The 7,158-nt window shown below is 67.8% G+C and carries 4 protein-coding genes; 2 read left to right on the top strand and 2 right to left on the bottom strand.

The window, feature by feature from the left end:
* The coding region (locus VF794_RS37980; RefSeq protein ID WP_331118295.1) for a metallophosphoesterase at window positions 1-3,068 on the bottom strand (3,068 nt) is incomplete at its 3' end.
* A gap of 172 nt (window positions 3,069-3,240) precedes the next feature.
* Between VF794_RS37980 and VF794_RS37975 the strand changes: the two genes are divergently transcribed.
* Together VF794_RS37975 and VF794_RS37970 are read left to right on the top strand one after the other, a co-directional pair.
* Window positions 3,241-4,803 carry a serine hydrolase gene (locus VF794_RS37975; protein WP_331118293.1) on the top strand — a complete coding sequence of 521 codons (1,563 nt, stop codon included), beginning with the start codon at window positions 3,241-3,243 and terminating at the stop codon, window positions 4,801-4,803.
* An 83-nt stretch (window positions 4,804-4,886) separates the two neighbouring features.
* Window positions 4,887-5,717 carry an ion transporter gene (locus VF794_RS37970; protein ID WP_331118292.1) on the top strand — a complete coding sequence of 277 codons (831 nt, stop codon included), beginning with the start codon at window positions 4,887-4,889 and terminating at the stop codon, window positions 5,715-5,717.
* A 59-nt stretch (window positions 5,718-5,776) separates the two neighbouring features.
* Here VF794_RS37970 and VF794_RS37965 read toward each other — a convergent pair whose 3' ends face one another.
* A complete protein-coding gene (locus VF794_RS37965; RefSeq protein WP_331118290.1) occupies window positions 5,777-6,805 on the bottom strand; it encodes a hypothetical protein in 1,029 nt (342 codons plus the stop codon).
* Window positions 6,806-7,158: the final 353 nt, after the last annotated feature.

Here is a 7,158-nt window from a genome sequence, read left to right as displayed (position 1 = left end):
GGCTGGAAGAGCGACGGGAAGATGAGCAACCCCTCGTGGCGCAGGCAGACGCCGTGTTCGATGAGCAACTCGATGACACAGCTGAGCACCGCCAGCTCCTGGTCCTCGGTCAGCCGTTCCTCGGGCTTGATGCGCGGGAACTTCATCTTGGGGGACAGGACCTTCGCCACCTCGATGGCGGGGACGCCGTGGGGGTTCTCCCGCGCGGCGACGATGAGCGAGCCCGCGTAACGCTCGAGCTGCTCGACCTCCAGGATGAGCACCCGCGTCCCGCCCGCCATCCGGGTGTCCGCGACCCGCCCCTGCCGGGTGAGATGGCCCACGACGGCCTGGAGCGCCTCCGGCTCGAAGGAGCTGCCCAGCTCCCGACGCAGCTCGCTCTCCAGCTCGAAGAAGGTCAGCACCACCCGCTTCGCCTCGCGCAGCCGTTGGATGAGTTCGCGGATGCACTGGAACAGCTCGGGGCGGCTGACCTTCTCCAGCGAGTCCCAGTCGATGGCCCGCCCCAGGGCCTCCTTCAGCTCGGGAATGCCCTGCCCCTTCTTCGCGCTCGTCAGCACGTACGACTCGAACCCGAGCCGTTGCACCAGGCCCTCGAGCGCGGGGTGGTTCACCGGGGCCTCGGCGTTGTCCACCTTGGTGCCCACCAGGAGCTTGCGGATGTTCCGCTCACCGGACTGTGCCAGCAGGCGCCGGTTCCACCCCTCGATCTCCTCCAGGGCCCGCTCCCCGCGTCCGGGCTCCATCATCATCAGGGCCACGGTCGAGTCCCGGAGGAAGAGCTGGTGCACGAGCTGGTACTCGCTCTGCCCGCCGAGGTCCCACAGGATGATCTCCCGTTGCACCCCACTCGTGCCCCCCGTCGCGGAGGACGGCTCGGCGGGCAGCGACCAGAACCGCATGCCGTGGGTGGAATCCAGTTCCTCGTACTCGTCCTTGACCATGCGCAGGGCCACACAGCTCTTGCCCGCGCGCCCCTCTCCCACCAGCACGACCTTGGCGCTGACCTCGTGGACGGTGGGGGCCGGCGCCTGGGAGCGCAGCAGGGTGGGCAGGTCGAGTTCCAAGAGCAGCACTCCGCGGCCCCCGGGGCCCGGGCTGGCCAGGACATGTTTCGTCGGGGAGAAGACCAGCCCCCCGGACGACGGGCTCGGGACGGGCTCCTCGATCTCGGCCACGGGCTCCCAGGTATCCGTGCGCCACACCCGGATGGAGCCATCGCTCGATTTGGAGGCGAGCAGACGCCCGTCGAAAGAGAAGGTGACGTTCGCGACCTCGCCCCGGTGGCCCTCCAGCACGGCCACCGCTTCGAGCCGCTCGGTATCCCAGATGTGGAGGGTGCCGCCCCGACAGGCCAGGGCGAGACGGGAGGAGCCGGGCATCCACGCCATCTCGAGGACATCGCTCTGAAGACCCAGTCCCGCCAGCTGGTGCACGAGGACGGAGTCGCCCCCGAGCGTCACTCGCAGGAGCACGAGACTCGTGGGGCCCTTTCCACCACACGCGAGCACCCGTCCATCGGGTGACCACGCGAGGGAGTACAGCTCTCTCGGCCCGTGAGCGATTCGTGCCCGGCCCACCTGAGTTCCAGTCCGGGTGCTCCAGAACTGGAGGGATCCCTGCTCCCTATCCGTCACGAGCAGTCCCCTGGAGGACCAGTCCACCCACTGGCCTTCAGTCACCAGGGCCATGGGCGTCTTGCGCAGGCTCCCGGCCACCGGCAACAAGCTCACATGATGCCGGGAGCGGGCGGCCAGGGACTTTCCGTCCGGCGAGAAGCTCAGATCCACGACTTCGGAGAGGTGCGCGGAGATCATCCACTTCGGCACGTCCTTGGCCAGCTTCCAGTAGGTGAGAGCGCCACTGGCCAGACCAATCCCGAGCGCATCGCCAGCGGGTGCCCAGGCCAGCCCAGCGACCGCCTCGCGACCGGTATCCAGCAGCCTCTGGAGCTTCACTCCAGGCGGAAGCCGTGGGGTCGGAAGGTCCGAGGCGTCGCTGTCCGACCCCAGCATCTCCAGCAGCGACGCGTGAGCCGCGTCCTGGGTATCGCGCCGCCCCAGGGCCGAGAGAGGCATTTCGAGGGCCTCGTCCGGCCCGACCCCTCCCCGCTCATCAGGGCCCATCACGGTCGCGCCCTTCGTGGACGAGGCGATGCGCGGGAAGAGCCGGAGCCGCTCTCCCGTACCGGCTCCATCGAGGACTCCCACGGTGTATCCCCAGCGGCTCCACGCTCCCTCGTCTCCGCCCCCGACCACCATGCCACTGAAAAGCGAGGAGGCCTGGATGACGACAGAGCGGCCCGAGGGCCCACGCGTGTAGGCCCCCTCCTCCTTGTTCCCGCTGCCACACAGGTGCAACAGGAGTCCGCTCGATGGGGTCAGCGCCTCGTGGACGCGCTCCAGCCCCTTGGAGCGCAGCATCGAGGGCGGGTGGTGGGTCAGGAGCAGCACGAGGTCGTGTCCATGCGCCCATCCTCGTGGGTGCAGACCCGTCGCCACTTCGACCTGCTCCAGGTCGAGCTCATACAAGGCAGCCGTGTCGCTCCAGAAGCTGGAGTTGAGGCCAACGACTCCCACCTTCAGGCCCGCGCTGGCGACGGTCGCGCAGAAATCTCCTGGGAGCAGGCCGTCGCGAAAGCCCTGGAGCACGGAAGAGGGATGCCCCTTACGCCAGGCATTGAACCACTCGTTGAAGGAATGGAGACCGCCCCGGATGTGCCGCGCGATCTCACTCGCGCCGGAACCTCGGAGGGCCTTCCTCACCTCGGCGTGCTGGTAGCGGACCACCGTGTTCGCGTTCCAGGCCAGGTGCTGGCCCTGCTCGAAGTCGTGATTGCCCGGCACGACGAGCAGGCAGGGGTCCGACCCCAGGCCGCGGAGATAGCTCCACAGGGAGCTCAAGGTGGACTGCAACACGGCGAACTCCCGCGCGCTGCCAGTGAGCGTGAGGTCTCCCGAGATGAGCACCAGGTCCCAGGGACCCGAACGTGCGTGCATCCTCCGGAGGTCCTGCTCGAACGCTTCCCGGTATTCGGGGCGAAGCAACCGAGAACTCCGGGCCCCCATGTGGAGATCCGAGAGGTGAAGCCAACCGAGCCGCGCCACATGTCCCCCAAGGGAGAAACCCGGCGTTGAGAATGCACCGGGCGGGCACCACTTTCCAGGAGGGGACGCGGGTGTTCCTGGCGCCCCCCGAGCGATATAGGGCGAGGACGCCTTCAACCCAGGAGCCTGGCTGATGCATCGACGTGCCGCCGTAGTCCCCCTGCTCTGCGCGCTCATCCTGTTGCTCGGCGGCTCCTCCGCCTCCGGGCAGGCGGCGCCCCTCTCGGGCTTCGACGACTACGCCCACACCGCCCTGCGCGAGTGGAACGTGCCGGGTCTGGCCGTCTCGGTCGTGAAGGACGGCAAGGTGGTCCTCTCCAAGGGGTATGGCGTTCGCGAGGTGGGCAAGTCCGCGCCCGTCGACGCGCACACCCTCTTCTCCATCGGCTCCATCTCGAAATCCTTCACCGCCCTGGCCCTGGGAATGCTGGTGGAGGAGGGCAAGCTCGCCTGGGACGACCCCGTCAGCCAGTACCTCCCCTACCTCCAGCTCCATGACCCCTACGTCACGCGCGAGCTCACCGTGCGGGATCTGCTCACCCACCGCAGCGGACTGCCCGACGTGAGCGGTGGCATCCTCTGGTACGGCTCGGACTACAGCCGCGAGGAAGTGCTCAAGCGGCTGCGCTACATCAAACCGGCCTCCAGCTTCCGTAGCACCTATGCCTACCAGAACGTGACGTACATGGCGGCGGGCGAGGTCGTCCGGGCCGTCTCCGGAAAGAGCTGGGACGACTTCATCCGCGAGCGCATCTTCACCCCGCTCGGGATGAAGGAGAGCAACTCGCTCTATCGCGACCTGAAGAAGGCGAAGAACCTCGCCCTGCCGCACGTGCGCATCGACGGCAAGCCGGTGGCCATCGCGTATCGCGACTCCGACGCGCTCGGCCCCGCCGGCTCCATCCTCTCCAGCGCCCAGGACATGTCCCGGTACATGCACCTGCTGCTGGCCGGAGGCACCCTGGAGGGCAAGAAGCTCTACGGCGAGAAGGTCGCCCGCGAGCTCTTCACCCCCCAGATGAGCCTGCCCATTCCGCCTTCGACCCGGCCCGAGTTCAAGCCCGTGGACCCCAGGTTCCGCGCCTATGGGCTCGGCTGGTTCCTGCGCGATTACCGCGGGCGCAAGCTCGTCTCGCACACGGGCGGCATGGATGGGATGACCGCGGTCGTGATGCTCGTGCCGGAGGAGAACCTCGGCATCACGGTCCTCGCGCACCAGGATGGCGGCATCTTCAACGGGGTGGCGCTGCGCATCCTCGATGCCTGGCTCGGCGCACCGGAGACCGACTGGGCCCGGGTCCTGCTGAAGTACCGCGCGGAAGGCGAGCAACAGGCGAAGGACGCCGAGGCCACGCTGGTGGCGGCTCGGGTCCAGGGGACGAAGCCCTCGCTCGAGCTGGGACGCTATGCCGGCAACTACCGGGACCGCATGTACGGAGACCTCTCCATCGCCCAGGAGGACGGAAGGCTGGTGCTCAGGTTCAGCCACAGCCCCTCGTTCACGGCCGACCTGGAGCACTGGCAATACGACACCTTCCGCCTCCATTGGAGGGATCCGATGAACTTCCCCAAGGGCTTCCTGACGTTCGCTCTGGATGCGAGGGGGAAGCTCAAGGGCTTCGCGTTCGATCAACCCAAGCTGCTGGACGTGAACTTCGACGAGCTGTCGGTCGAGCGCGTTCCCGAGACGCGTTGAGGGAGAAGTCCGTCGAGGCCCTCCACCCACGCACATGGGGGTGCGGTCTATGACGAGACGTGTCGCTCCACTAGACTGAGGGCGTGGCGTTTCCCTCCGAGCAGAGCCCGCCGCCGGGAATCCGGGCGCGGTTGCACGAAATCATCTTCGAGGCGGACACCCCGGCGGGAAGGGCCTTCGACGTGGGCCTGCTGGTGGCCATCCTCTTGAGCGTCCTGGCGGTGATTCTGGAGAGTGTGCGCTCCATCCGCGTGGAGCATGGCCAGACGATCCGCTGGGTGGAGTGGTGCTTCACCGGCCTCTTCACGGTGGAGTACGGGCTGCGGCTCTTCTCCGTGCGCCGGCCGCTGCTCTACGCCCGGAGCTTCTTCGGCCTGGTGGATCTGCTGGCCATCCTGCCCTCCTACTTGAGCCTGGTGATGCCCGGCGCGCACTCGCTGCTGGTGGTGCGGGTGCTGCGCATGCTGCGCGTCTTCCGCGTGCTCAAGCTGGCGAGCTTCCTGGGAGAGGCGGAGGTGCTGCTCACGGCCCTGCGGGCCAGCCGGCAGAAGATCACCGTGTTCCTCGGGGCGGTGCTCAGCACCGTGGTCGTCATGGGGGCGGTGATGTACTTCGTGGAGGGCGAGCAGCACGGCTTCGACAGCATTCCGCGCGGGATGTACTGGGCCATCGTGACCATGACGACGGTGGGGTTCGGGGACATCACCCCCAAGACGGTGCCCGGACAGTTCATCGCCTCGGTGCTGATGGTGATGGGCTACGGCGTGCTGGCGGTGCCCACGGGCATCGTCTCGGTGGAGCTGGCGGCGGCCACCCGGCATGGACCCGTCACCACCCAGGCGTGCCCCGGCTGCGGCGTCCAGGGCCACGATGCCGACGCGGCCCACTGCAAGTACTGCGGCACCCGGCTCTGAAGGCCGTCCCTTTCTTCCAGGTGCCTGGTCTCAAAGGACTCGTTCCGACACCTCGCCCTTTACGAGTCGTCTGACACCCGGGAGCCGGACACCCGGGGGCCGGTGCCGGCGGCGGAGGGCACGCGCGTGGAGGTCACGGACTGCTCCGCGACGCTGAACAACCTGCCCAACACCCCATCCATGGTCGCGCCCAGGAGCTTCTCGGCGGAGAAGCCCACCGCGATGGAGATGAGGGCGTAGGCATAGTCAATGGCCTGCGCGCCGCCGAGCGCGATGCGGATGGGGGGCTGGCCCTGTTGCACGTCGCCATTCCCGACCTCGAAACCAAAGAGGAGCTGGGAGCGCGCCAGCAGGTAGAACAGGAACGCGGCGAAGGCCCCGAGCGAGGGCCTGACGAGCAGGTAGTAGGCCACATGCCTCCAGAGAGGACCGCTCGAGACGAGCACGGGTGTCTCCGAGAGCATGTTGGCCACGATGGCACCTGCCGCGCCCAGGATGACGAGGCTGAGCAGCTCGGCCCGTGCCTCCCCGCCGTTTTGGAGCCAGAGCCCCTCCTGGAGCAGCAGGGAGCCCAGGAACATCAACACGAGCAACACACAGCTCCAGATGCGGATCTGCAGGGCGAAGGAGAGCTGCCGGGTGTGCAGGTCCGCGTGCTCATTGACCATCCGGAGCGCATTCCGAAGGACATGACGGGCCGAGAGCAGCTGCGCCGTTTCCTCGGTGCCCAGGCCCTCCACCCGGCCAGCCTTCTGGATCATCCACTGGGCCGTGACGCGGAGCGGACCGGGTCGCTTCCTCGAGCCCAACCACGTCGCGCGTGCGATGGGATCGTCGATGTTGCGCCGGAACTGCTCCTCCACCCGCTGTGCCTCCATGCCGAGCATGTCCAGCGGCATGATGAGCAGCAGGTCCGCCTCCAGCTCGTGGACGAGCCCCAGGCACATGTCGTCATTCGACTGGAAGAACCTGCGTCCGGCGATGCACTTCCTGGCTTGAGCCAGACGCTCGATGAGCTGCCCGAGCTGCAGGCGCCTCCCGGCGGTCACCTGGGGATGGCTCTCCAGGAAGCGGAGGGTGGCCTCCATTCCTTGCACCTTCGCCCAAAGTGCGCCCCTGCCAGGACGGTGGCGTCCCAGCCCGTCCGGCGGGGCGACGCGGGTGAGCGGGTCCTGAATGGGGAGAGGGTTGATGGCCTCCATGAGGTCCTCCTCCTGAGGCAGAGGGCCCTCGAGAACGAAGTGACGAGAAGACACCGCCCGATTGCCCCCTCCCTCTGGCAGCGGGATTCTCGATCCCCTCACCTCGCCCCTCTCCCGAGGGGAGAGGGGTAGGAGGAGGGACTGACTACTGGACGGTGATCACCTGGTTGGTGGAGAGCCCGCCGAACCAGGCCACACCCTCGCGCAGCATCTTCCACTGGAAGTTGTAGGTGCCGCGG

This window comes from Archangium sp., from assembly GCF_036389735.1.
GTDB lineage: Bacteria > Myxococcota > Myxococcia > Myxococcales > Myxococcaceae > Archangium.
The sequence above is the reverse complement of the archived record's forward strand: the minus strand, read 5'-3'. Positions and strand labels throughout refer to the sequence as shown.

What these genes read in the sequence shown, in the direction of transcription:
- VF794_RS37975 (WP_331118293.1), top strand. Translation starts at nt 3,241, where the DNA reads ATGCATCGACGTGCCGCCGTAGTCCCCCTGCTCTGCGCGCTCATCCTG.
- VF794_RS37965 (WP_331118290.1), bottom strand. Translation starts at nt 6,805, where the DNA reads ATGGAGGCCACCCTCCGCTTCCTGGAGAGCCATCCCCAGGTGACCGCC.